Genomic DNA, 21,519 nt, shown 5'->3' on the forward strand with positions numbered 1-21,519 from the left:
AAAACTCGCTAGATTAGATCTTAGCGAGCGCTTCGTTCAATTCCTGTAACTGGGCTTCCATTGCGGCGAGTCGTTGCTCCGCTTTTTCGAGCATCGCGGGATGACCCGTCGATTCAAGCTTTTCCATGTCTCCTTGGAGGCGCACATAGTCCATCTTCAGTTCAGCGATTTGTTGTTCAAGCTCATGCTTCGTCATCTAATTACTTCCTTTTCGTGACAATCTACCCTTTAGTTTACCACACTACCTACTAGGATGTGAATTCCCGAAGTTCGGCAAGTGTCCTGAGCTCGAGGAGAAGGTCTTCAGGATGTAAGCTGCTTGCGAGCTTTTCGAGCTGCTGTTGGAAGTATTCCGCACGCTTTCGTGCATAACCAGTCATTTCTGTAGTCGGATCGAAAAGATAGGCAATTTTTATAGCATTCATCCTCCTTTTTCCTCTATAATTCACTCTATGAACGAATTAAGAAACTATGCGAAAGGAGAGTGGAAATTTTGGACTCATTATTAGTTGTGTTAATGGTCATCATTTTCTTAGGTATCTTCTCTCAATGGCTCGCTTGGCGATTTCGGATGCCTGCCATCGTCATCATGTCGATTGTGGGCTTGCTGGTCGGACCCGTATTCGGCTTGATCAATCCTGAGGCGAGTCTTGGAGAATTGTTTAGTCCATTAATTTCCCTCGCTGTCGCCATCATTTTGTTTGAAGGCAGTTTGAATTTGGATTTCCGAGAAGTGAAGACATTCAGTAAGCCGCTGACACATATCGTCACACTTGGCGCATTCATTGCGTGGATTGCAGGTTCTCTTGCGGCACACTATTTAGCTGGTTTGTCATTAGAGGTCGCCTTCATTATTGGAGGCTTGTTCATCGTGACAGGCCCGACAGTGATTTTGCCGCTCCTCAGACAAGCCAAGCTGAAATCTCGCCCTGCGGCCATTTTGAAATGGGAAGGGATCGTGGTCGATCCGTTTGGAGCCTTACTTGCGGTATTTGCCTACGAATTTATTAAATTTGCAGGGGGCACCATTACTTTAGAAGAATTCTTACTATTCTTCGGAGCTTCTATTTTTGCAACGCTCTTAGGTGTTGGCGTCGGTTGGGGACAAGGGAAGATGCTCGAGAGAGGGATGATTCCGGAGTATTTGAAAGCTCCTGTATTGTTTGCAGTCGTCTTGCTCGTATTTGTTGTATCCGACTTAGTCATGCATGAGACGGGACTTCTTGCTGTAACGGCCATGGGGATCATGATGGCCAACATGCACATTGCCTCAATCAACGATATTCGCCATTTTAAAGAAAATATTTCAGTGCTTTTGATATCTACGATATTCGTGATGTTAACGGCTTCCTTACAAGCAGAGACACTGCTTGCCATTTTCGACTGGCGCATCATTGTGTTCGTGGCGGCCATGCTCTTTGTAGTTCGTCCGCTGTCTATTTGGGTCTCGACAATTGGTACAGACTTACACTGGAAAGAAAAGACATTGATCGGCTGGATTGCACCGCGCGGAATCGTAGCGCTCACTGTATCGGGGTATTTCGCGGGAGTATTGACGGAGAACGGCTATCAAGATGCGGATATTTTGACGGCGCTCACATTTGCGCTAGTGTTCTCGACAGTTGTGTTCCATGGATTTTCAATCGGCTGGCTTGCGAAAAAGCTGGATCTCGCTGCTTCCGATCGACCTGGAGTTCTGATTGTAGGGGGGACCGAATTTTCAGCAAAACTTGGAGAGTCCTTGAAGAACGATGGAGTCGAGACATTGATTGTGGACAGTTCTTGGGAACACCTGCGCTTTGCGAGAAAACTGGGAATCCCTACGTATCGCGGCGACATTTTATCGGAGCAGACGGAGTACTCGCTTGATTTCGCTCCGTATCCGGTCATGATTGCTGCAACAGAGACCGATGCTTACAACGCGTTGATCTCATCGAACTTTATTCCCGAGATTGGGCGAGAGATGTTGTTCCAGACAGCACCTTATAGGGCGGATAAAGAAGACTACCATCCGTCGCTTGGTGGCATTGTATTATTTGATGAGCAAGCTGATATCTATTCATTGAATTCTCGGATTGTCCGAGGACACGTGATCCGGAAGACCACTTTGACGGACAAATTCACAGAGGACGATTATTTTAAGACGCGTCCTGACAAAAGCTTGTTACTGTATATTAAACGAGAAGATGGATCGGTCCAGTTCTGGGCACCGAAGCGGAAGCTCACATTAAAAGCAGGGGATACACTCGTATCTCTGGCGCCTCCAGTGAAAGAAATGGAGAAAGCACAGGAACGGATCTCCTCCATGAAAAATCAATAATATGAAAAAGGGGCTGGTACAAAAACCAGCAAAGGGAGTTTCTCGTGTGATGAGAAACTCCCTTTTGTATGTTCTATTGTGTGTAGGGGAAGCGTTCCGCGGGCGCGGGCTGAGCGAAGGTCTCAGCTTCCGCTTTAATCCCGCTGGAGTCACCCCTACCCATTTTTAATTCTATTATCTTTAATTTCGTGGAACTGGATGAGTTATGTCCAAGCCTCTTTTGTCTGTCTTTAATCAAATTTTAAACCTTTCAATGCCTCTGCAAGCGCATTGTTCACAGGCTCGTCTTTTTGCTGTTCTTTCATGTACTTCTGCACACTGCGTTTATCCGCTTTTCCGGTACCTTGCTGCTTGCGGCGTGCTTCAAACGCGGATAACTTCTCACGGTGGCCACACTTACATACGAAGATCTGGCCATCGCCTTCACCACGTAATTCAAGTTTCTTTTTACATTGAGGGCAGCGAGCGTTCGTGACGCGCGATACATTCTTGCGGTGCCCGCACTCGCGGTCCTGACAGACAAGCATCTTGCCTTTTTTGCCGTTCACTTCAAGCATTGGTTTGCCGCAGTCTGGACACGATTTGGACGAGATATTATCGTGCTTGAACTTTGCGTCGCTCGATTTGATCTCTTGTACGATTTTCTGAGTGTACTGCTTCATCTCTTGGATGAATGCCTCTTTTTTCTTCTTCCCAGTAGCGATGGCTTCAAGCTGCATTTCCCACTCTGCTGTCATCTCAGGAGAACGCAAATCTTGCGGGACAAGGTCGAGAAGCTGCTTTCCTTTAGACGTCACATGCAAATCTTTTCCTCGTTTTTCAATCAAGAACGAATTGAACAGTTTCTCGATAATATCGGCGCGTGTCGCCACGGTTCCGAGACCGCCAGTCTTTTTGAGTGTATCGGCGAGCTGTTTGTTCGAGTCTTCTAAATAACCACTTGGGTTTTCCATCGCAGACAGAAGTGTCGCTTCCGTAAAACGAGCAGGTGGCTTAGTTTGCCCAGATGTCTCACGTACATAATCGATAGTGAGCTTCTGCCCTTTTTCGAGCTTCGGCAAAGTCTGTTCTGCAACTTCATCTTCTTCGTCTTCGTGATTATTCATTACTTCATGCCAGCCTTGTTGAAGAACCGTTTTTCCTTTCGCTACAAATTCTTCTTTGCCAACTTGAGTGACGACCGTAAGCTGTTCGAATTCGTGAGCAGGCATGAGGATGGCTAGAAAACGCTTGACTACGAGGTCATAGATCTTGCGTTCCTTGTCATTCATCGCACTTAAGTTCACAGGCTCTTCCGTTGGGATGATGGCGTGGTGATCGGATACTTTAGCATCGTTTACAAACGAACTAGATGCTTTAATCGGTTTCGTCAAAATCTTGTTCGCAATGGAACGGTAATCGCTGATTGCACAAGCCTTCAAACGTTCCGCAAGTGTCGGCACGATATCGCTTGATAGGTAACGAGAATCCGTCCGCGGATACGTCAGCACTTTATGTTGTTCATAGAGCTTCTGCATCGTGCTGAGCGTCTCTTTAGCAGAGAAGCCGAATCGTTTGTTGGCGTCCCGCTGCAGTTCTGTCAGGTCATAAAGGGCAGGAGAGTAGGTCTTTTTCTTTTTCACATCGAGCGCTGTAATGACGGCTTGTTGGTTATCGACCGCTGCCACTAACTCTTTAATTTTCGCTGCATCAAAGGAACGGCTCGCACCAGACTTCGCGTCGCGCCACGTCAGCGTCAACCCTTCTTTCGTGATGGCTTGAATACCGTAATACGTCTTCGGCGTGAAATTTTTGATTTCTTCTTCACGAGCAGCAATGATGGCGACTGTTGGTGTCTGTACGCGTCCAGCTGAGAGCTGTGCGTTAAAACGAGTCGTAAGTGCACGTGTCGCATTAAGTCCGACATACCAGTCCGCTTCAGAGCGAGCTACGGCTGCATGGTAAAGGTTCTCGTATTTTTGGCCTGGTTGCAGTTTTGCGAAGCCGTCTTTGATAGCTTTGTCTGTAACAGACGAGATCCAGAGGCGCTGAATCGGCTTCTTCGCTTTCACTTTCGCAAAAATCCAACGAGCGACCAGTTCGCCTTCACGACCAGCATCTGTTGCAATGATCCAGCCGTCAACGTCATTTCGCTCAAGTTGCAATTTTACGGCATGGAACTGCTTGCTGGATTGGCGGATGACCGTAAGTTTGAGTTTGTCCGGCATCATCGGTAAGTCTTCTAAATTCCATGACTTGTACTTATTGTCGTAGGTTTCAGGGTCTGCAAGGGTCACTAAATGGCCAAGTGCCCACGTTACAATATACTTGTCGCCTTCTAAAAAGCCGTTCCCTTTTTTCGTGCATTTCAGGACACGAGCAATGTCGCGTGCGACAGATGGTTTTTCTGCTAAAACTACTTTTTTCATACTAGTATCTCTCCTTCATGTGTCCCTATCTTACCATATCCGGGGCTTGACCTCATGTCGTATACTTAGAGGAGTGTGTAAGAAAGAAGGGTTACTGTGAGAAAGAATTACATCGTGCGCTGGAGTGTCTATTTGATTGGACTCTTGTTGATGGCGCTCGGCATAACGTTGACGATCAAAGGAGACTACCTAGGAATCGGTCCTTGGGACGTCCTGCATGTGGCACTGTTTCAGCTGTTTGGTTTGACGATTGGTTCGTGGTCTATTTTACTGGGCTTCGCGCTGATTGGAATTGTCGTCGTATTTGAAAAACGCATCCCGCTCCTTGGGACGTGGCTGAACATTTTACTGATCGGTGCATTCATCGATTTTTATAACTGGTTGCTACCTGACCCAGAAACGACTCTTGTGAAGACGATTCTCTTCGTACTCGGAGTCATCGTCATGGGAATCGGTGCCGGTACCTATGTGGCAGCTCGCGTTGGTGCGGGTCCTCGAGACTCCATCATGATGTTACTTGTTGAAAAGACGGGGGCGAAGGTCAAGACGATTCGGACGTCGATGGAGATGGGCGTTGCATTCATCGGGTGGTTGCTCGGAGGTCCGCTCGGTGTCGGGACCCTGTTGATTGCCTTTGGACTCGGCCAATTGGTGCATTACACGCTTCCCGCTGTCGAGAAGCTGATAGAAAAGCTTTCACAAGAACCGTTTGATGTGAAGGCAAAACCGGGCCATAAATGATACACTACTACTGAACGTTTTATTCCAGCTAGGAAAGGAAGAAGAACATGTCTAAATCACTTGATTCATTTTTAGAACTCAACTTAAACGAATTGAAGGATCAAGGTCTCTACAATGAAATCGATCCGGTGGAAGGCCCAAATGGTCCCATCATCAAGGTCGGCGGCAAAGACCTGATCAACTTATCTTCAAACAACTACTTAGGCCTTGCGACAAACGACGAGTTGAAGCGCATCGCAAAAGAAGCAACAGACAAGTACGGTGTTGGTGCTGGTGCCGTTCGTACAATCAACGGAACGCTCGACCTTCACGTGAAGCTTGAAGAAAAGCTTGCGGAGTTCAAAGGAACAGAAGCCGCGATTTCGTATCAATCTGGATTCAACTGCAACATGGCCGCTATCTCAGCAGTCATGGACAAGAACGATGCGATTCTATCGGATCAGTTGAACCACGCATCCATCATCGATGGCTGCCGCTTGTCTCGTGCGAAAATCATCGCGTACAAGCACAACGACATGGAAGACCTTCGCGCAAAAGCGAAAGAAGCGAAAGAATCTGGCCAATACAACAAAATCATGGTCATCACGGATGGCGTGTTCTCTATGGATGGCGACCTTGCGAAGCTTCCTGAAATCGTGGAGATTGCTCGCGAGTTCGACTTGATCACGTACGTCGATGACGCGCACGGTTCTGGCGTTATGGGTAAAGGGAAAGGGACTGTGAAACACTTCGGTCTCGAAAAAGAAATCGACTTCCAAATCGGTACGCTTTCAAAAGCTATCGGAGTGATCGGAGGATACGTGGCAGGTTCGAAACAACTGATTGACTGGTTGAAAGTTCGTTCCCGTCCATTCTTGTTCTCGACAGCTCTTCCACCAGGAGACGTAGCGGCTATCACAGCAGCTGTACAGATGCTTCTGGACTCTACAGAGCTTCACGACAAGCTTTGGGACAACGGCAACTACTTCAAAGCCGGTCTTGAGAAATTGGGCTTTGATATCGGGCACTCAGAGACACCGATCACACCAACCATCATTGGGGACGAGAAGCTGACTCAACAGTTCTCAAAACGTTTGGCAGAAGAAGGCGTCTATGCAAAATCCATCGTCTTCCCAACAGTCCCTAAAGGCACAGGCCGCGTGCGCAACATGCCAACGGCTGCCCACACGAAAGAAATGCTTGACGACGCACTTGCAATCTACGAGAAAGTCGGAAAAGAGCTTGGCGTTATCAGCTAAATAGATTGGAAACCCCTGCAACTGGAGAGGAATCTCCAGACGTGGGGGTTTTTGTTTGGAGGGGAGGGGAGGTGAGCGGTCGTTCTTCGACGAATTGTGGGTTCTTTTCGACGAATTTGGATATCTATCCAACAAATTCGAAAGTCCTTTACGCAAATTTGAGGTTCCTTTCGACAGAAGCGCTTTACGCTAGGGTGTCCAGCTGGAACAGTGGAACTTTCTTCAAGAATCATTCGAATACAATTCTTTTTCAATCTGCACCCACTCCAGAAGTTTCTCTCGCTCTGACGGATAGTTCACTTCTAAGGATTCATTTTCAATTAGGAAAGCGTGTCCTTTTTCAGTCAAGCGAGCAGGACCTAAAGAGACCAAATCTTGAAGTCTCAAAACCCTTTCTAATAACCCCTGATTCTCAAGGAAAAAGATAAAGTTTTCAAACTCTCTTTGAGTTATTCCATAGTCACTACCTTTTGGCTGGTGATTCTGATTCTGTATTTCTCGCAATACACTATACGCTACTCGCATAAAATCCTCCTATAGAATTAACTGGATCATAACTTACAGTACTATGAAGAATAAATGAATCTTGATGGAGAAGAAACATATCTTGATGCAGAAGAACGGGCTCTCTATGTAGATGAAATTCGCTTCATGCAGAAGAAATCCTGCTCCTTGTAGAAGAAGCAATCCTTCATGCAGAAGAAAACCTCTCTAATGCTCCAGAACGACCGCTCAACTATCAAACTGAAGCGGCGTTTTCCACATCTTAGTGTTGTTTCTGTGGAAAGAACATACTATAATACGTTATGTAAAAACATACTCATATCAAGGTTCTATACTACTATAATGTCCTTCCCAAAAATACAACTGTAAATAAGGAGCGAAATGAAATGAAGAAAATCATGATCACCGGAGCCCTTGGTCAAATCGGTTCAGAGCTCATCACCAAGCTTCGCAAAGAATACGGCAACGACAACGTATTGGCTACAGACATTCGCCGCACAGACAGTCCGATTGTAGAGCAAGGTCCATTTGAAATCCTCGATGTGACGAACGCGGAAGAAATGCACCGTATCGCCAAAGATTTTGGTGCAGACACGATGATGCACATGGCGGCCCTTCTTTCTGCAACTGCAGAAGCAAAGCCACTTCTTGCTTGGAACATCAACATGGGCGGACTTGTGAACGCACTAGAAGTGGCTCGTGAAGAGAACATGCAGTTCTTCACACCGAGCTCGATCGGAGCATTCGGTCCTTCGACTCCAAAAGTGAACACACCACAAGACACTTTACAGCGTCCTACGACGATGTACGGAGTCAACAAAGTATCTGGTGAACTGCTATGTGACTACTACTACCAAAAGTTCGGCGTTGATACTCGCGGTGTTCGTTTTCCAGGCCTTATCTCATATGAGACATTGCCAGGTGGCGGAACGACGGACTATGCAGTCGACATTTATTACAAAGCGCTAGAAGACGGAGCTTACACATCTTACATCGACAAAGGCACATTCATGGACATGATGTACATGCCAGACGCACTTCAAGCTATCGTTGACTTGATGGAAGCGGATCCTACGAAACTAATCCACCGCAACGCATTCAACGTGACAGCAATGAGCTTTGACCCGGAAATGCTTGCGGCTTCGATTCGCAAAGAGATTCCAGAATTCAAGCTTTCTTATGACGTGGATCCTGTGCGCCAAGCGATTGCGAATAGTTGGCCAGATTCTATCGACGCAACGGCAGCTCGTGACGAGTGGGGCTTCCAAGCGAAGTATGACCTAGATGCGATGACTCGCGACATGCTCAAGCAACTACGTGCGAAACAACAATTAGTGTAATAAAAAATGAGGCCCCGACGAGGGCCTCATTTTTGTTAGCTATTAAAATAGAATGTGCGCAACAACCGCAATGATTGGGAACGCGATGATTGTGCGAAGCAAGAAGATGATCAGTAAATCTTTGAAGTTTACAGGAATCTTCGAACCAAGTAGCAAGCCACCGACCTCAGACATGTAAATCAACTGCGTGACCGACATGGTTGCGATGAAGAAACGAGTCATTTCGGATTCAATTCCTGAACCTAAAATCGCTGGCAAGAACATGTCAGCGAAACCGACGACCATCGTCGCTGCAGCTTCAGATGCTTCTGGCATTCCAGCAAGCGTGAGAAGTGGTTCAAATGGTTTTCCTAAAATTGTAAATACAGGCGTAAACTCAGCAAGCATTAATGCTGTTGTACCGAACGCAAGAACGACTGGTGCAACTCCGATGTACATATCAACCACATTGCGAAGCCCATCTTTAAAGAATTTCGAAACAGAGCGGTTTGCATCTGCAGTTTTCAACGCATTTTCTAGACCATAAGAGATAACAGAGTGGTGATCTGGCAACTCTTCACGGCTCAAATCAAGTGGTTGGCCATCGATGTATTCTTCCGGCTTCCCGCGTAATGGATAGATACGTGGCATAATTAGTGCCAATACGATCCCAGCAAAAATGACAGTTGCGTAAAATGGTAAGAAATAGTTTCCTAAACCAACTTCTTCGATAACTACGATACTAAATGTAATCGAAACGACCGAGAAGGTAGATCCGATAATAGCGGCTTCTTTTTTCGTGTAGAAACCTTCTTCGTACTGACGAGCTGTCAATAATACACCGATTGTTCCGTCTCCGACCCAAGATGTGACCGCGTCAACTGCAGACCGACCTGGTAAGCGGAACAACGGACGCATGACATTGACAAGCATCGCACCAAAGAATTCAAGTAAACCGAAGTTTAAAAGTAATGGCAAGAAAAGACCAGCGAACAAGAAAATCGTGAACAGGAAGGCAACAAGACCTTCTGTAGGTTCAAGTAGCAGTCCACCTGTGTTCTCGTTCCAAACAGGTTCCGGTCCGATTTGGAAAATGATCATCACAGCGTAGACAAGCGCAACAAGACGAACAACCAACCAAAAAGGTGTTACCTTAAACAAACTAGCACCGAATGAATCGTCTTTTGGACGTGGGATGTACAGCAAAGATCCGATAGCAGCAATGGCAATCGTGATAAGTGCTAGCCATTGAACGATTGGCGACAGCCATCCAGAAAGAATACTTGCTAGGGAAGCGATTGGCACGCGCATAGCGTCCCCATCAGGAAGCGGAATCATAAACAATACAACACCCACGATGGAAGGGATTAAAAATAACAACCATGTGGAAAGAGAAAATTTCTTTTTCATGGGAAGTCTCCTTTATGTAGAAAAATACGGCGAAACCGTGAACTTATCATACGAAAAGCGCTTACAAATGTCTATGTAAGATATTGGAATGAAGGCGGAAAACTACTGATTTTATAGGAAAAATAGCGATAAATTTGATTTATTTTAGTAAAATAGAACTATTTTGTGTATTCAAACTATTCAATTTATATGCATGCTTTATAGCGCTAAAGTGCATAATGTTGAATGAATATACAGAATTTTTGAATATACTTCAAAAGTCGAATCAATACGAAAAAAATCAGAAAAAAATAAAAGATGCCTGCCAATGGCAAGCATCTGATTAGATTTTACTGATACTTACTAGTTTCAACATCGAAAATGTAAAAACGCTCGAAGTGGAGCCAATTCTCCGCCTCTGGTTCTCCGTCAGCCAAGCGCTTTTCCATCTCTTCTAACATCCAAGCAGTCTGCGAGATGTGCGCACGCATGGCGCCCATCTTTTGTTCGCGAGCTTCCGTAATGTCATGGATAACGTGTGGCTCGCCTAAGTCATCTTTCGTCGCGTTGGAGAACGCTACTGCGTAGATTTTCGGACGCTGTTCTTGTGGCATGCGGTACACAGCACGCGACACGGCACGAGCTGTCGCTTCGTGGTCCGGGTGAACCGAATAGTCCGGATAGAACGTGATAATCAGAGAAGGCTTCACATCGTCGATCAAATCTTGAACGAGCTGTACCATCTTATTGTCATCTTCGAATTCAATCGTCTTGTCGCGCAGACCCATCATGCGAAGGTCTTTCAAGCCCATAGCGTCTGCTGAAGCTTGAAGTTCTTTCTTGCGGATCTGTGGCAACGACTCACGAGTTGCAAAAGGAGGATTCCCTAGATTGCGGCCCATCTCGCCTAAAGTCAAGCAAGCATAAGTCACAGGAGTTCCTTGTTTAATATACGTTGAAATGGTGCCTGAGACACCAAATGCTTCGTCATCTGGGTGAGGAAAGATGACGAGGACAGCTTCTTCGTGTGGAATAGTCATTTCATCTTCCTCCTTAATAAGCGAATGGCGTGCGGCTGATCTGGAGTGCCACCGCAAGCTTTCCGCTAAAGTCATGACCTGCCATCAACAGACGGTCGTGTTCATCGATTTCAAAATGTGTGATTCCTTGAGCGTAGACCCAACCGTTTGGCAGCTTCAGTCCGACGCGGTGCGGAGAATCGCCCACTACTTTTGCTAGTTCGTAGCGAAGCTGGACGTTCCGAATGAAGGCACCGGCATTGAAAACTTCTTCGTTAAAATGGTTCGCATATGCGCCATTTGTCGTTTCTAAATGGATAAATACATCTTCTCCGGCAAACCGGTCGAGATGCTGTTGTAATGTAGCAACTTGTACAGTTTCCATGGGAACCCTCCTTATGCGTTCGATAGAAAAAGCCTGCTGCTGCAGGCTCTAGTGTGATTAAACTTGAGTTGTTGTTACTTCGGGTGCACCGTGAATGCTCTTTGCACCGTGAAGGACAGGTCCTACATAGTCGTTCAGTTTCCAACCGTTTTTAATTGCAGCTGAAACGAATTCTTTTGCTTCAAATACGGCGTCTTCAACGGACATGCCGTTTGCCAAGTTCGCTGTAATAGAAGCAGCGAATGTACATCCAGCACCGTGGTTGTAAGTCGTTGGTGTTTTTTCTGTCTCAAGAAGCGTGAAAGTCTCGCCGTTAAAGAACAAGTCGACCGCTTTTTCATGTTGCAACTGCTTGCCGCCTTTGATGATGACATTTTTCGCGCCTAGCTCGTGGATCTTTTGAGCAGCAGCTTTCATATCTTCGATTGTCTTCAAAGCGCCAAGGCCAGAAAGTTGACCCGCTTCGAACAAGTTTGGTGTCACAACTTTAGCGTGTGGCAACAAGTGCTCGATCATCGCGCCGACAGTACCTGGGTTCAATACTTCGTCTTCCCCTTTACACACCATTACCGGATCGATGACGACGTTCTCTACCCCAGCTTCTTGAATCGCATTACCCGCGATTTCAATGATTTCTTCCGTGCTGAGCATTCCTGTCTTGATCGCATCAACCCCAGTAGAAAGAGCCGTCTTGATCTGAGACTTCAATACATCTGTTGGAAGAGAATACACACCGTGGCTCCAGCCATTGTCTGGGTCCATTGTGACGACTACCGTAAGGCCGTCATACCGTACGTCCCGTGTTCTTGGAATGCTTTCAAGTCCGCTTGAATTCCTGCGCCACCTGAAGTATCGGATCCTGCAATTGTAAGAGTTTTCTTGATTGCCATGCGAGTTCCCCCATTTTCCTAAATTTCTATGTTTCATTGTATCAGACTCTCACCGAATTTCCATTAAGGAAGCTTCGGCGCCCGGTAGACATTCCAGACGATAAAGGTGAGACCAAGACCGATAGCAGTGAGGACGATGGCCGTTCCGTAGCTTGAACCGATGGCAGCAAATACAGCGAGCGTCAACAATCCCATGATCACTAAAATGGCGAATGCAAAGACTATCAATACGCCAACTCGCTTGGCTTTCTCAGGCACTTGATCACTGGTAGTCGTAGCCTTTTCCACTTGACGAAGTTTCTCTCGAAATCGTAAATCTGACATAATTTCACCTCTCTTGCCATCCTATCACGCGCTCTCCGTTGCTCCTAGCAGAATTTTTCTGGTAAGGTGTAAGAAAATGGCGAAAGAGGGAACCTCATGTCGAGAGATAAAAAAATCCAAGACCTTGAAAAACAGCTTCAGCAACTGAAGCGAAAAGAGGCTGCTACATATGCGGAAGCTCCGGGGCGGTCGAGGAGTTTTGAGAGACCTTTCAACGGACTTCCGAAAAAGCTTTGGGTATTCCTCGTTTTGGGTATAGCTCTACTAGTTGCAGTCGTAGCAATTAGTCGTATGGACTTTGTTGGCTTCATTAGTGGTAGCTCCTACAAAGAACAAAAAAGTATGGTAGTAGAGCGACTGCAAAAATTAGATCAGTTGACTACTGCTGAAGCCGTAACAACTGTCATTATTCAACGAGAGAACAATGAGTTGTTTGGCCAAGAAATTGGCTTCCCTATCCCTGGGACGTTTCGCAAAGTATTAGTGGAAGTCCCTGGGACAGTGAGAGCAGGGATTGATATGTCTGTAGTGACAGAGAACGATGTGGAGCTAGATGAAGAGACGATGACCGCTACTATTACCGTTCCGAAACCTGAATTGCTTGGGCAACCTACAATTATGAATGATCAAGTTAAAGTGTATTCGATTGAAGGGCTGTTACGTGACGAAGCTTCCATTACAGAAGGTTTTGAAATTGCAAGTGAAGCTCAAGAGTTGATGGTGGAAAGAGCACAATCTATCGGCTTACTAACTCTCGCCGAAACCAACGCCGAGAAAGTCTTGCAAGATATGTTCCAACTAGTAGAGTACGAGGTCACAATCGAATTCGAGGAGTGAGTGGATGCCGAAATGGAAAGAAGTACTTGCAGATGAATGGGAAGCTCCGTATTTTCTATTCTTAAAAGAGCGATTAGAGGAAGAGTACAAGCAAAAGACCATTTTTCCGAAGTGGGATGACGTATTAAATGCTTTGAAATACACAGCGTATGACGATGTTCGTGTGGTCATTCTCGGGCAAGATCCATATCACGGGCCAGGTCAAGCGCACGGGTTGAGCTTTTCTGTTCAACCAGGCACTCCGCTGCCACCGTCACTTCGCAATATGTACAAAGAGCTCGAAGCGGATCTCGGCTGCAAACGAAATACAGGGGACCTTCGCAGTTGGGCGGCTCAAGGTGTGTTACTTCTCAACACCGTATTGACGGTCGAACAGGGCAATGCCCATTCACACAAAGGATGGGGCTGGGAAGAGTTCACGGACGCAGTGATACGTGCCGTCTCCGATAAAGACGAACCTGTCATTTTTGTATTGTGGGGGCGACCTGCTCAGACGAAGAAAGCATTGATTGATACGGAAAAGCACGTCATCATTGAGTCGGTTCACCCTAGCCCGTTAAGTGCTTCTCGAGGGTTCTTTGGGAGCAAACCGTACTCGAAAATCAATCAGCAACTCGAAGGATGGGGGCAGTCCCCAATTGATTTTTGCCGGTAACTGCGCTAGCATGAAACGGTGAAAAGGAGTCGACAGACATGATCAGTTATCAACAAGTGGCAACACAAATACAGACGTATACACAGCGACTCCAAGTGGCGACAAGTGACGCGGAGCGAAGAGAGTGTTTTGCGGCCATCAAGGCGCTTTGTGATGTTGGGCTAGCAACTGGGCCGACACCTTCGCAGAGTATAGCGACGCCACCGCCTGTACAAGCTGTTCCCACGCAAGTGAGCCCGCCAGTCACACCAAGCGTTCCGTTAAGTGGCAAACGCTTTGAAGAAGACGATGCCAACGGAGATTCGCTGTTTGATTTTTAATAGAAAGAAGGAATTGTAGTGAAGTTGTTTTTAATTGCAGGAGCCATTAACGGCTTTTTATCTGTAGCCTTAGGAGCGTTTGGGGCACACGCACTAAAAGAACGTCTATCCGAAAAGTATCTCGCTATTTGGGAAACGGCGGTCCAGTACCAGATGTTCCACGCAGTCGCATTGATTGCGATTGCTATCTTGATGCACCCGAACTTGTTGGGAGCAAGCGGCGCTTTATCGACTGCAGGCTATGCCATCTTAATCGGAATCATCATCTTCTCAGGAAGTCTTTTCGCGCTAGCGCTTAGCGGTGTTGGTATCTTAGGTGCCATCACGCCAATCGGTGGCGTGGCGTTCTTAGTAGGTTGGGTAATGCTCATCGTAGCGGTTGCCAAATCAGCTTTATAAAACTAAAAAATCCGGTTCGCTTGGTTGCGGACCGGATTTTGTATGTCTAATTAGATAGTAAAGAACTCTTTGCGCTTCTCGCCGTCTAGGTATGTTCCTACGAAGAACGAACCGAACTCCCCGTAACGAGCACTCACTTCATCAAAACGCATCTCATAAACTAGCTTTTTGAACTGAAGTACGTCGTCCGAGAACAACGTCACACCCCATTCGAAATCGTCAAAACCGATAGAGCCAGAAATGATTTGTTTCACCTTACCCGCATAACCGCGACCAATCATGCCGTGACTGCGCATCATGGTTTTGCGATCGTCCATAGAAAGCATGTACCAGTTGTCGTCTCCTTGCCGGCGCTTGTCCATCGGATAGAAGCAGACATACTGCGTGCGTGGCAATTCTGGGTATAGTCGTGCACGAACATGTGGATTTTGATACGGATCCTCGTTTGATTCGCCCGCTAAGTAGTTCGATAATTCTACTACAGAAACGTACGAATAAGCAGGAATCGTGAATTCTGCGATCGTCAGTTTGTTGAAGCGGTTTTCGATAGCGTTCAACTCGTCCATTGTAGGACGTAGTGTCATCAGCATGAAGTCTGCTTTTTGACCAACAACTGTATAGAAAGCATGTGCGCCTTCTTTCGACTCGTCCACTTGTTGCATCTCGTCTAAGAACACTAAAAATTCTGCAGTAGCGGCTTGGCGCTCTTCAGCCGGTAGTTGTTTCCATGATGACCAGTCCATAGTGCGGAAATCATGCAAGACGTACCAGCCATCTAATGTAATTGCTGCTTCGTTCATATCTAAACACTCCTTTAGTACTTCTCAACATTCTCAGTTTACCATATGTCTTGCCGCCCTTTCTATCCTAGCGATGACAGGGCATGACAAACTGTGGCAAAATCATGTATTCTTGCAATAGTAGAGCCGGAGGAGGAGACCTTATGACTCATTTTATTGATCAGCTTAAAGACTTACTAAAACCATACAACCAGACCATCGTTTTACCTGAAGGGAACGATTCCCGCATTCAAGAAGCTGCCATTCGTCTTCACGAGGAAGGCATCATCACGCCGATCGTCATTGGTGACGTACCTGAACTTGCTGCGCGTGGAATTCAAGTCATCCATCCTAAAACGTACGAGCATCTGAACGAACTGGTAGAAGCGTTTGTTGAACGCCGAAAAGGAAAGACGACAGAAGAGCAGGCGCGCGAGTTATTGAAGCAAGTCAACTACTTTGGTACATTACTTGTTTATACAGGAAAAGCACATGGTCTAGTGAGCGGCGCAGCTCATACGACAGCAGATACCGTGCGACCAGCATTACAAATCATCAAAACAAAGCCTGGCATCAACAAGACAAGCGGAGCGTTCATCATGGTAAAAGACGATGTGCGTTACGTATTCGCAGATTGTGCGATCACGATTGCACCGACGAGCGAAGATCTTGCAGAAATCGCAGTAGAAGGCGCGAAGACGGCGAAGGCTTTTGGAATCGATCCGAAAGTGGCGCTGCTATCGTTCTCTACAAAAGGTTCTGCTGTCTCACCGGAAACGGAAAAAGTGTCAACGGCGTTGGCTCTTGTGAAAGAAAAGGCACCTGAGTTGTCAGTAGACGGGGAGCTTCAGTTCGATGCGAGTCTTGTTCCTTCGATTGCCGCTAAGAAAGCACCAGGTTCGGAAGTTGCCGGTCAAGCGAACGTCTTTGTGTTTCCATCACTTGAAGCAGGAAACATCGGCTACAAGATTGCTGAGCGCCTTGGCGGATTCGAAGCTATCGGTCCGATCTTGCAAGGGTTGAACCAACCGGTGAACGACCTGTCCCGTGGCTGTTCTGCAGAAGACGTCTATAAATTAAGTTATTTAACTGCTGCACAAAGTCTGCAGTAGAATCGATATGGAAAGAAAGTAGTTGCCCCATGAAACTTTTACAACGCCCGTTGTGGCGCTTTTGGGACGAGTCGCTCAGTGCGCAGTCTCGTTCCGCTTTAGAATCGTTTGCTACCGATGATACGTTGTGTCACGCGGTAGGCCAGCAGTTGTCCCCGCCGACGCTACGGACGTGGGTTCATCGCCAAACCGTCGTGCTCGGCATTCAAGATCACCGACTTCCTTATTTGGAGGACGGTATGGAGTATTTGCGTACGCAGGGATTCACACCCATCGTGCGAAACTCAGGAGGACTCGCTGTTGTACTTGATGACGGTGTGCTGAATCTGTCTCTTGTGTTTTCTGAGAATGAAGAGTCTATCGATATTCCAGCCGGTTACGAGGCGATGGTCAATTTTGTTCGCTTGATCTTGCCAGAAGTTGCTGATCAAATCGAAGCCTACGAAATCGTCGGTTCGTATTGTCCAGGTGATTACGATTTGAGTATCGATGGTAAGAAGTTTGCTGGTATCTCACAGCGTCGCATCCGACAAGGAATCGCCGTACAGATTTATTTGTGCGTCGAAGGGAGTGGCCCTGCGCGAGCCGAACTCGTGCGTGAGTTTTACGAGCGAAGTTTACAGGGAGAGCCGACGAAGTTCACCTATCCGGCGATTCAACCTGAAGTGATGGCTTCTTTAGTTGAGCTGACCGGCTTGCCACTGACCGTCCAAGACCTCGTCGTGAGGAGCTACCAAGCCATTCAAGCGCTTGCTGGCGATGTGCGGATTCAGTCTCTTGCGCAAGACGAGATGGAGCTGTACACGTCGTATCTGACGCGAGTGCTCGAACGAAATCAGAAAATGCTAGCGAAAACGAAGTAAAGGGCAGCCGCGGCTGCCCTTTTTGTATACCTGTGCGTCAAACAATTCAACTCAATTTGCATAAATGAAGGATCTTTCTTAGTATCATTGAACACATCTTGAATAGTCATAAAATTGTAGTGAATAATCAGAGTAGTTTAGCGCACGGGTGCGTAATAGGTAATTCCCTCTTCTCTCTTGTGTTCTAGTATCTAGCATAGGCAGATTTGAAGACTTTTATTCACAGAAATTTCGCTTGCTAGAAAACAAGGGAGTGCGCTACAATGACAACCAGTTCCACACTATCAAAGAAGGTTGTGAAGAGTATGGCAAACCATTTCCGCGTTTGTACTGAATGCGATGCCGTCCATCTCAAAACATTGCTTCCTAAATTAAAAGCCCTCGATCCGGAGGCTGAAATAGAAGTGAAAGAATGCCAATCCTACTGCGGACCTGGTCGGAAGAAGACGTTCACATTCGTCAACAATCGTCCCGTAGCCGCTTTGTCGGAAGAAGAACTGATGGAAAAAATCGTGGCCAAGCTAGAGTCCCAAGGGATGCTGCCGAACACCTAACAGTCTGACGGAGATTTTTTGTCAGGCTGTTTCTATTTTTTAAAGGAAAATGAGGCCTTGTTCACGAACAAATAGGGTATAGAAGAGCAGTGCGGAAGACCCTTTTTTTCAAAAAGAAACTTCCTTATACTGAGAGAACAGCACAGAAAGACGGTGAAAGCATGCTTCCGTATGCACAGCAAAAACTAGCAGAAGAAAAAGTGTTCAAAGATCCCGTACACCGTTACATACATATTCGCGACCAAGTCATTTGGGACGTCATCGGAGCCAAAGAATTTCAGCGCCTGCGCCGGATTCGCCAGCTTGGGACGACGTATCTCGTGTTTCACGGAGCAGAGCACAGCCGCTTCAGCCACTCACTCGGAGTCTATGAAATCGTCCGCCGCATCATCGACAACAGTTTTGAAGGGCGTCCAGAATGGGACCAATCAGAGCGCCTCGTTGTATTATGTGCCGCGCTTCTTCATGACCTCGGGCACGGTCCGTTTTCACATGCCTTTGAAAATGTTTTTCAACTTGATCATGAGAATTTCACACAGGCTATCTTACTTGGTAACACCGAAGTGCATGAAATTTTAAGTCGAGTGAGTGAGGACTTCCCACAAAAAGTCGCGGACGTCATCGCCAAGACCTACCCGAACAAACAAGTCGTCAGCTTAATTTCAAGCCAGATTGATGCAGACCGCATGGATTACCTCCAGCGAGATGCTTATTTCACTGGGGTGAGTTACGGCCACTTCGACATGGAACGAATCTTGCGCGTCATGCGACCACGTGAAGATCAAGTCGTCATCAAATCTAGCGGGATGCATGCTGTAGAAGATTACATCATGAGCCGCTACCAAATGTATTGGCAAGTGTACTTTCATCCCGTCTCTCGCAGTGCGGAAGTGATTTTGACGAAAGCCCTGCACCGTGCGAAAAAGCTGAGTGAAGAGGGCTACCAGTTCGCACATGAGCCGACGCATTTCAAGAGCTTTTTCGATGGAACGTTCACGCTCGAAGATTATGTGTCGCTCGATGAAAGTGTCTTGCTGACGTATTTCCAGCTGTGGACAAAGGAAGAGGATGTAATCCTAGCAGACCTCTGTTCGCGGTTCATGTACCGCAAGTTGTTCCAGTACATCGAATTCGATCCAGCGAAAGACTTCACGAAGATGAGAGAACTGGAGCAGCTGTTCCGTGAAGCGGGAATCGACCCAGATTACTATCTCGTCTTCGATTCATCGTCTGACTTACCCTACGACTTTTACCGTCCGGGAGAAGAAGGCGAACGGATTCCAATCCATCTGCTGATGCCATCAGGCGAAATCAAAGAACTGTCACGTCAATCTGAAATCGTCGAAGCCGTCTCAGGCAAGCGACGATCTGACCATAAGCTATATTTTCCGGAAGAGCGACTGCGCGGGAACACACCTGCTGAGCGCTGCATCCGAGACGTATTAGGACTGAAGGAGGTGTAACCATGCTACGTGACCACGCAAGTATCGTGCGCTTTGTCGCACAGGCACAAGGCATCACTGGACGTAAAAAACTTCAGAAGATGATGTACATCGCCAAGAAACTGGGCTATCCGGTTCATGAAAAATATGAGTTCCATATGTACGGCCCGTATTCCGAAGAACTGACGGCTCGCATTGAAGAACTGTGTACGATGGGCTTCTTATCCGAGCAAAAAGAGGACAAGGGGGCATACACACAGTACGCCTATCAGACGACGCCTGAAAGCAGCGCCTTCATGGAACTCGTCCCTCCACTTACCGACTCGTTCTCCACTTGTATCGAAGAAATGAAGCACAAGTCGTCTCGTTTCTTAGAATTAGTGGCGACGCTATTTTATTTTGATGATTTAGAACGAGAGGCTCAAGTTGAAAAGGTACATATTGTGAAAGGGAAATTGAATTTCACGGACGAGGAATTTGAGGAAGCTTTTCAATTTATCGACGACTTGAAGAAAAATAATTGCTGAGATTTTTTTGAGAAGCAATCGAGTTATAAAGAGTGTAGGGGTGACTCCAGCGGGATTACAAGCGGAAGCTGAGATCTTGGCTCAGCCCGCGCCCGCGGAACGCTACCCCTACACCTTAAAAGCACAAAAAAGCAATTTCTCTTAAGTTTCATGAGAAATTGCTTTTTCTAGTTGAATTATAATTTTCTTGATAGTAAAGATTATTGATCTGAAAGACGCTTTCCAGCTACCGCGTAGTGGTTTTTCGGCATCTCTTCGATGAACACGACCACTTTCTCAGCAGGAGCATCGACTGTTTCTGTAACGGCAGCCGTCACTCGTTCTACAAGCGCGCGTTTCTGCTCGTCTGTGCGACCTTCTAACATTTTCACTGTTACATATGGCATTTTTCTTCCTCCTTCCGTCAGATGTTCGGTATACTAATAGCTATCGTACCATAGAGGAAGGAGCGAGGCGATATGTCAGAAGAACAGAAACCCAAACAAAAAATCGGCTTTACCATCATAAAAAATGATCCGACAGATGGCCACAAAGGCTACGGCATCGGATCGCTCTCATTAGAAAATGTATCTCCCGTCATCATCGACGTGGAAGAAGGAGTAGCTCGAGTAGAGGTCGGTGCCATGCACGCACGAAGTGATACGGAGCGTGGGATCAAATTCACGACCAATCGTGAGGATTCGGAAGGTGGTAAACCTTACTGGCTAGTTTGGGTCACAATCGATCAGATGCCACAAGGCCCTTATTATGCAGGGATGGCTTCTTGCGAAATGGTCATCAACCGAGAAAAACGCCGAGGCTACAAACTGCTAGCCGATCACGTCAACCGGATGGACAAGTCTATGAAGCGGAAGTTTTTACTCGAAAACTTGGATGAGCGTTCAAAAACGATCTTGCGTGACTTCTTGATTACACACGACGAAGCGATGTGGGAAAGAAGTCCAGAAGAACTCAAACAAGCACTTGCAAGTTCTGACTAAACTGTGACAATTTCAAATCCGGTTGAATTTCGGACTTAAAGAAAGTAAAATGAAATTAAAGCTTACGTAACTGTAATGCTAGGACACGACGCTCTTTTACTAGTTTGCATACCCGTACACGCTCGTAAAAGCAGGCGTCACGACCCCAAATGGCCGGAAACCATTTGGGGTTTTTTATATTTTAGATGCGAAACAGGCTCGCCCAGAAGCTCCTCGGGAATCGGGCGTACCCTGTGAGGCGTTTTGTGCCTCAGAGGGTGCGTTCGATTTTTGAGTGTGCTTCTAGCCTGTGCAGCTCGCTTGCGTGTAGAGGCGCTTTTGCCTCTATGGAGGCGTTCCTTGCCTCATCGGTTGCGATGATATTTGGCGTGTGTTTCTAGGAGGCGCAACTCGATTACTTTAGATGTGTGTAGAACGCCGCTCTAGAAATCGTGTGCGAATCCGGGACTTTTGTTTCTTTCTACGGCGAAACTGCGCACGATTCATAGACGATTCCCTCCCTTTCCTCTAGTAT

24 protein-coding genes and 1 pseudogene are annotated in these 21,519 nt (G+C 46.7%); 14 read left to right on the plus strand and 11 right to left on the minus strand.

Annotated features, from left to right (window positions below; all coding sequences use genetic code 11):
* Positions 1–13: 13 nt before the first annotated feature.
* Both CQS04_RS06410 and CQS04_RS13750 read right to left on the minus strand, forming a co-directional pair.
* Positions 14–196, minus strand: coding sequence for an SE1832 family protein (locus tag CQS04_RS06410; RefSeq protein WP_094943536.1), 183 nt, complete (start codon positions 194–196; stop codon positions 14–16).
* A 52-nt stretch (positions 197–248) separates the two neighbouring features.
* Entirely contained in the window at positions 249–425 is a 177-nt protein-coding gene (locus tag CQS04_RS13750; RefSeq protein ID WP_165775472.1) for a PAS domain-containing protein, read from the minus strand.
* Between the two features lie 59 nt (positions 426–484).
* Here CQS04_RS13750 and CQS04_RS06415 point away from each other — a divergent pair, with 59 nt between their 5' ends.
* Entirely contained in the window at positions 485–2,320 is a 1,836-nt protein-coding gene (locus CQS04_RS06415) for a cation:proton antiporter (protein WP_342745762.1), read from the plus strand.
* Between the two features lie 230 nt (positions 2,321–2,550).
* On the opposite strand, the gene CQS04_RS06420 is transcribed toward CQS04_RS06415, so the two are convergent.
* Positions 2,551–4,728, minus strand: coding sequence for a DNA topoisomerase III (locus tag CQS04_RS06420; protein ID WP_100353340.1), 2,178 nt, complete (start codon positions 4,726–4,728; stop codon positions 2,551–2,553).
* 96 nt (positions 4,729–4,824) lie between these two features.
* Between CQS04_RS06420 and CQS04_RS06425 the strand changes: the two genes are divergently transcribed.
* Together CQS04_RS06425 and CQS04_RS06430 are read left to right on the plus strand one after the other, a co-directional pair.
* The gene (locus CQS04_RS06425; protein WP_100353341.1) at positions 4,825–5,469 is read left to right on the plus strand and encodes a YczE/YyaS/YitT family protein; all 645 of its coding nucleotides are present in this window, start codon (positions 4,825–4,827) and stop codon (positions 5,467–5,469) included.
* A gap of 47 nt (positions 5,470–5,516) precedes the next feature.
* Entirely contained in the window at positions 5,517–6,707 is a 1,191-nt protein-coding gene (locus tag CQS04_RS06430) for a glycine C-acetyltransferase (RefSeq protein WP_100353342.1), read from the plus strand.
* Positions 6,708–6,929: 222 nt separating this feature from the next.
* Here CQS04_RS06430 and CQS04_RS06435 read toward each other — a convergent pair whose 3' ends face one another.
* Positions 6,930–7,232, minus strand: coding sequence for a hypothetical protein (locus CQS04_RS06435; RefSeq protein ID WP_100353343.1), 303 nt, complete (start codon positions 7,230–7,232; stop codon positions 6,930–6,932).
* Between the two features lie 365 nt (positions 7,233–7,597).
* On the opposite strand from CQS04_RS06435, the gene CQS04_RS06440 reads away from it, so the two are divergent.
* The gene (locus CQS04_RS06440) at positions 7,598–8,551 is read left to right on the plus strand and encodes an L-threonine 3-dehydrogenase (RefSeq protein WP_100353344.1); all 954 of its coding nucleotides are present in this window, start codon (positions 7,598–7,600) and stop codon (positions 8,549–8,551) included.
* Between the two features lie 42 nt (positions 8,552–8,593).
* On the opposite strand, the gene CQS04_RS06445 is transcribed toward CQS04_RS06440, so the two are convergent.
* From CQS04_RS06445 to CQS04_RS06465, 5 genes and pseudogenes are all read right to left on the minus strand, one after another.
* Positions 8,594–9,940: a YjiH family protein gene (locus tag CQS04_RS06445; protein WP_100353345.1), complete on the minus strand. Its 1,347-nt coding sequence runs from the start codon at positions 9,938–9,940 to the stop codon at positions 8,594–8,596.
* Positions 9,941–10,269: 329 nt separating this feature from the next.
* Positions 10,270–10,959 (minus strand): bacillithiol biosynthesis deacetylase BshB2, encoded by a 690-nt coding sequence (gene bshB2 / locus CQS04_RS06450; protein ID WP_100353346.1) that lies wholly within the window; start codon positions 10,957–10,959, stop codon positions 10,270–10,272.
* A 13-nt stretch (positions 10,960–10,972) separates the two neighbouring features.
* Positions 10,973–11,323: a YojF family protein gene (locus tag CQS04_RS06455; RefSeq protein ID WP_100353347.1), complete on the minus strand. Its 351-nt coding sequence runs from the start codon at positions 11,321–11,323 to the stop codon at positions 10,973–10,975.
* A gap of 57 nt (positions 11,324–11,380) precedes the next feature.
* A pseudogene (gene thiD, locus CQS04_RS06460) lies at positions 11,381–12,213 on the minus strand (bifunctional hydroxymethylpyrimidine kinase/phosphomethylpyrimidine kinase).
* Between the two features lie 63 nt (positions 12,214–12,276).
* Positions 12,277–12,537, minus strand: a complete 261-nt coding sequence (locus CQS04_RS06465) for a hypothetical protein (protein WP_100353348.1) — start codon at positions 12,535–12,537, stop codon at positions 12,277–12,279.
* A gap of 96 nt (positions 12,538–12,633) precedes the next feature.
* Between CQS04_RS06465 and CQS04_RS06470 the strand changes: the two genes are divergently transcribed.
* From CQS04_RS06470 to CQS04_RS06485, 4 genes are read left to right on the plus strand one after another with little or no spacing between them, the layout of a single operon-like run.
* On the plus strand, positions 12,634–13,374 hold the full coding sequence (locus CQS04_RS06470) for a DUF4230 domain-containing protein (protein WP_100353349.1): 741 nt from the start codon (positions 12,634–12,636) through the stop codon (positions 13,372–13,374).
* Positions 13,375–13,378: 4 nt separating this feature from the next.
* A complete protein-coding gene (locus CQS04_RS06475; protein WP_100353350.1) occupies positions 13,379–14,029 on the plus strand; it encodes a uracil-DNA glycosylase in 651 nt (216 codons plus the stop codon).
* 38 nt (positions 14,030–14,067) lie between these two features.
* Positions 14,068–14,349 (plus strand): YwdI family protein, encoded by a 282-nt coding sequence (locus CQS04_RS06480; protein ID WP_100353351.1) that lies wholly within the window; start codon positions 14,068–14,070, stop codon positions 14,347–14,349.
* Between the two features lie 18 nt (positions 14,350–14,367).
* Positions 14,368–14,748, plus strand: coding sequence for a DUF423 domain-containing protein (locus CQS04_RS06485; protein WP_100353352.1), 381 nt, complete (start codon positions 14,368–14,370; stop codon positions 14,746–14,748).
* A 50-nt stretch (positions 14,749–14,798) separates the two neighbouring features.
* On the opposite strand, the gene hemQ is transcribed toward CQS04_RS06485, so the two are convergent.
* A complete protein-coding gene (gene hemQ / locus CQS04_RS06490; protein WP_100353353.1) occupies positions 14,799–15,548 on the minus strand; it encodes a hydrogen peroxide-dependent heme synthase in 750 nt (249 codons plus the stop codon).
* Between the two features lie 143 nt (positions 15,549–15,691).
* On the opposite strand from hemQ, the gene pta reads away from it, so the two are divergent.
* From pta to CQS04_RS06515, 5 genes are all read left to right on the plus strand, one after another.
* Positions 15,692–16,639, plus strand: coding sequence for a phosphate acetyltransferase (pta, locus tag CQS04_RS06495; protein WP_100353354.1), 948 nt, complete (start codon positions 15,692–15,694; stop codon positions 16,637–16,639).
* Between the two features lie 29 nt (positions 16,640–16,668).
* Entirely contained in the window at positions 16,669–17,502 is an 834-nt protein-coding gene (gene lipL / locus CQS04_RS06500) for an octanoyl-[GcvH]:protein N-octanoyltransferase (protein ID WP_100353355.1), read from the plus strand.
* 305 nt (positions 17,503–17,807) lie between these two features.
* Positions 17,808–18,056, plus strand: coding sequence for a YuzB family protein (locus CQS04_RS06505; RefSeq protein WP_094943566.1), 249 nt, complete (start codon positions 17,808–17,810; stop codon positions 18,054–18,056).
* Positions 18,057–18,217: 161 nt separating this feature from the next.
* Positions 18,218–19,519, plus strand: a complete 1,302-nt coding sequence (locus tag CQS04_RS06510) for an HD domain-containing protein (protein ID WP_100353814.1) — start codon at positions 18,218–18,220, stop codon at positions 19,517–19,519.
* A 2-nt stretch (positions 19,520–19,521) separates the two neighbouring features.
* The gene (locus tag CQS04_RS06515) at positions 19,522–20,025 is read left to right on the plus strand and encodes a YwgA family protein (protein WP_100353356.1); all 504 of its coding nucleotides are present in this window, start codon (positions 19,522–19,524) and stop codon (positions 20,023–20,025) included.
* 200 nt (positions 20,026–20,225) lie between these two features.
* Here CQS04_RS06515 and CQS04_RS06520 read toward each other — a convergent pair whose 3' ends face one another.
* Positions 20,226–20,411, minus strand: a complete 186-nt coding sequence (locus CQS04_RS06520) for a 2-hydroxymuconate tautomerase (RefSeq protein ID WP_094943571.1) — start codon at positions 20,409–20,411, stop codon at positions 20,226–20,228.
* Between the two features lie 72 nt (positions 20,412–20,483).
* On the opposite strand from CQS04_RS06520, the gene CQS04_RS06525 reads away from it, so the two are divergent.
* Positions 20,484–21,005 (plus strand): YwhD family protein, encoded by a 522-nt coding sequence (locus CQS04_RS06525; RefSeq protein WP_100353357.1) that lies wholly within the window; start codon positions 20,484–20,486, stop codon positions 21,003–21,005.
* The last annotated feature ends 514 nt before the right edge of the window (positions 21,006–21,519 follow it).

It is taken from the genome of Chryseomicrobium excrementi (assembly GCF_002798305.1).
Lineage (GTDB): Bacteria > Bacillota > Bacilli > Bacillales_A > Planococcaceae > Chryseomicrobium > Chryseomicrobium excrementi.